The sequence below is a fragment of the Flavobacterium sp. genome, assembly GCF_043779715.1.
GTDB lineage: Bacteria > Bacteroidota > Bacteroidia > Flavobacteriales > Flavobacteriaceae > Flavobacterium.
The window spans coordinates 1-2,891 of record NZ_JAYWDT010000212.1 but is presented as its reverse complement, the minus strand read 5'-3'; the positions used below and the strand labels follow the sequence as shown (position 1 = coordinate 2,891).

General features: G+C 31.4%; 4 protein-coding genes. 1 reads left to right on the top strand and 3 read right to left on the bottom strand.

What is annotated here, in order from left to right; all coding sequences use genetic code 11:
* The coding region (locus ACH2BG_RS10210; RefSeq protein WP_395047589.1) for a hypothetical protein at window positions 1-230 on the top strand (230 nt) is incomplete at its 5' end.
* On the opposite strand, the gene ACH2BG_RS10205 is transcribed toward ACH2BG_RS10210, so the two are convergent.
* The 3 genes from ACH2BG_RS10205 to ACH2BG_RS10195 are packed head-to-tail and all read right to left on the bottom strand — an operon-like array spanning window position 227 to window position 2,839.
* Window positions 227-1,327, bottom strand: a complete 1,101-nt coding sequence (locus ACH2BG_RS10205; protein WP_395047588.1) for a glycosyltransferase family 4 protein — start codon at window positions 1,325-1,327, stop codon at window positions 227-229. The two genes, ACH2BG_RS10210 and ACH2BG_RS10205, sit on opposite strands and share 4 nt — an antisense overlap.
* Entirely contained in the window at window positions 1,324-1,728 is a 405-nt protein-coding gene (locus ACH2BG_RS10200; RefSeq protein WP_395047587.1) for a sugar 3,4-ketoisomerase, read from the bottom strand. The genes ACH2BG_RS10205 and ACH2BG_RS10200 overlap by 4 nt, the downstream gene beginning before the upstream one ends.
* Window positions 1,729-1,732: 4 nt before the next feature.
* On the bottom strand, window positions 1,733-2,839 hold the full coding sequence (locus ACH2BG_RS10195; protein ID WP_395047586.1) for a glycosyltransferase: 1,107 nt from the start codon (window positions 2,837-2,839) through the stop codon (window positions 1,733-1,735).
* Window positions 2,840-2,891: the final 52 nt, after the last annotated feature.

Here is a 2,891-nt window from a genome sequence, read left to right as displayed (position 1 = left end):
TGGAGAATTTGATTTCACTGTACGAAGAAGAAAAAATTGATATTGAATTTGTGAGACTGATTCAATTGTATCATTTTTTAAACAGAACAAGACTTACTGATATTGTTTCAAAAGTACATTCTATTTTTGAGTGTTTTTTTATTAAAAATATGACAGGGAATTATCCTAATTTATTTATTTTTAATTGGTTTAGAGTGGGCTATTTATGCTCATTACAACAAAAAAATTAATTCTTTTTTAGTCCAATAAATAATTGATTCCAAGTTTCCATAATAGAATCGATCTGGTATTTTTCACTGGACACTTTTGCCTTTTTACCCATTTCTTCTCTTAATTTTATATTCTCGATTAAAGTCTCGACTGCTTTTACATAATCTAATTCGTTTCCATTTTTTATTAAAAATCCATCTTCGCCATGAGTTAAAACACCTCTCGGCCCACACGGACAATCATAAGCTACACAAGGCAATCCAGATGCCATGGCCTCGATTAACACCATTCCAAAACCTTCAAATCGAGATGTCATCAGATAAAATGAAGCTTCTACATATTTATGTTCAATATCTTGAACTGGTTTATGAAAAACAACATTATTCGAAACATTTAGCTTTTCGGCCAATGATTTTAAATCGAGATTACCTGATTCGTTTCCGTAAATTTCCAAAATCCAATTGGGGTGCTTCACAACTATTTTTTTCCAGATTTCTAATAATCTATCAAATCCTTTTTCATACGTATGCCTGCCAACAGCTATAACTTTATTATTTTCTAAAGTACTTGTTTTAGCGGAAGTAAACCATAAAGGATTAGGTATAACAATTGTATTTTTAATATTCCATTCTGCAATACTTTCACTGGTTTTAACTACAAATTGATTGTATTTCTGAGTTCCGATTTTTTTGAAAGTATAAATAATCTGTTTAAAGACTTTTTTAAAAACATTTTCATACGATTTCCTCTCTTCGATAAACTTAGAACTGTGCATTTCTAACACAAGAGGAATTTTATTTTTTAAAATAAAAGGAATCAAGTATGCTTTTAAACCATTATCACAAACGACAATGACATCGGGCTGAATGGTCTTAATTTTAGTTTTTAATCCATTCGAAAAAGAATTTAAAAACTGAAATAAGTTTCCTTTCAACACCATATCGTGAAAAATAATATTGGAATTAAAAGTATAGAACAAAGGAGAAGAACCCTCGTTTTGAGTCAGAATATGCACCTCATATCCCAATTCTTCAACAAGATAATTTGCTTTTACTGAAAGGACTCGGGCAACTCCGCCTTCATTATTGACATTGGGAACAAAGAACAAAAGCTTCATTTTTTCGATTCTAAAAATTGATCAAAATCCCGAATGTAATCGTCTTCCTCGTACATATCTGAAGCCATAACTAAGCAAACTGCCCCCGAAGAAAAATTTTCTAATTCCCTCCATATTCCAGTTGGAATATACAATCCAAAATTAGGTTTATTTAATAAAAACGATTTTTTTTCTTTTCCGTCATTTAGAACAACTTCAAAACTTCCGCTCAAAGCGATTAACACTTCACATTGATTGACGTGCGAATGACTGCCTCTAAAAGAATTACTGGGCACATCAAAAAGATAATAGACACGCTTGAATTCAAATGGCAACACTTTTTCTTGAATGAAAGCGAGATTGCCACGCCTATCCTCAACCACTGGAATATTTATTAGTTGTATATCTTGAAGTGTTGTCATAATTCTATTTTAAGCTGATATTCATTAGATTCAACCATTGTTCTCCGATAGTTGCAACAGCAAAAGACTGTACGCTTTGCAATGTATTTTGCTTGCAATATTGGTATAAATTTTCATCTTCTACAAATAAATTCATTGCTTCAGAAAGTTTTCCTAATTCTTGATTGGCAACCAACAATCCGTTTTCTCGATGCTGAATCATTTCTCGGGGTCCAGAGGAACAATCGAAAGCAATGACAGGTGTTTCACAAGCCAAAGATTCTAAAATAACATTAGGCAACCCTTCATTCAAACTGCATAATACAAAAAATCGTGCTTTTTTTAAATATGAAAACGGATTGTGCTGATACCCTAAAAAATGTACTTTATCTGCGACATTCTTCTCTTTAACCACATTTAAAAGCTTTTGTTTTTGTTCGCCATCACCTAATAAAACCAAATGTATATTCTTTATTGGCAAAATAGATTTAGCATACGCTTCAATCAACTTATCAAACTGCTTGATATTGGTTTCCATCTGACCTACGCCGATGATATACTCATAATCAACCGTGATTTCAGTCTTACTTTTTAATGCAATTTCATTAATATCAATTGGATTATAAATTCGAACTACATTTTTAAGTTGGTGTTTTTTCTCGATTAAGGCTTTGGATTCATCCGAAATACTCACTAATTTATAACAAGCGCCGTACATAAATCGAGTCAAAAAACTCCATTTTGGCATATAATGATCAATCAAAAAACTATGAACTGTAAATATCGTTTTGGTTTGGTACAAATATTTTGCAATGATCAGTTCTTGAATTGGTTTTATCCTAAATCGGAAATCGATGATGAAATCGAATTGGTTTTCGTCCAGGTATTTTTTAAGAAAGGTGAACCGATTACATTTATTTAAGAATCCGTTCGACTCGTTTTTGAGTTTTCCTAAATTGACTAATTTCCCAGCATAAGAATACGAAACAGCATCGAGAACGATAATGTTATGAACTTCCAATCCTTTATTTTCAAAAAAATGAGATAAAATGGCCATCACTTTTTCGGCGCCACCCGTACTTAATCGATAACCAATTAAAGCAATTTTAATTTTTTTGTTGGGCAATATCATTATCGATTTCTTATTTTCGTATCAAATATAACTCTTTTAAAAAAATATGCAA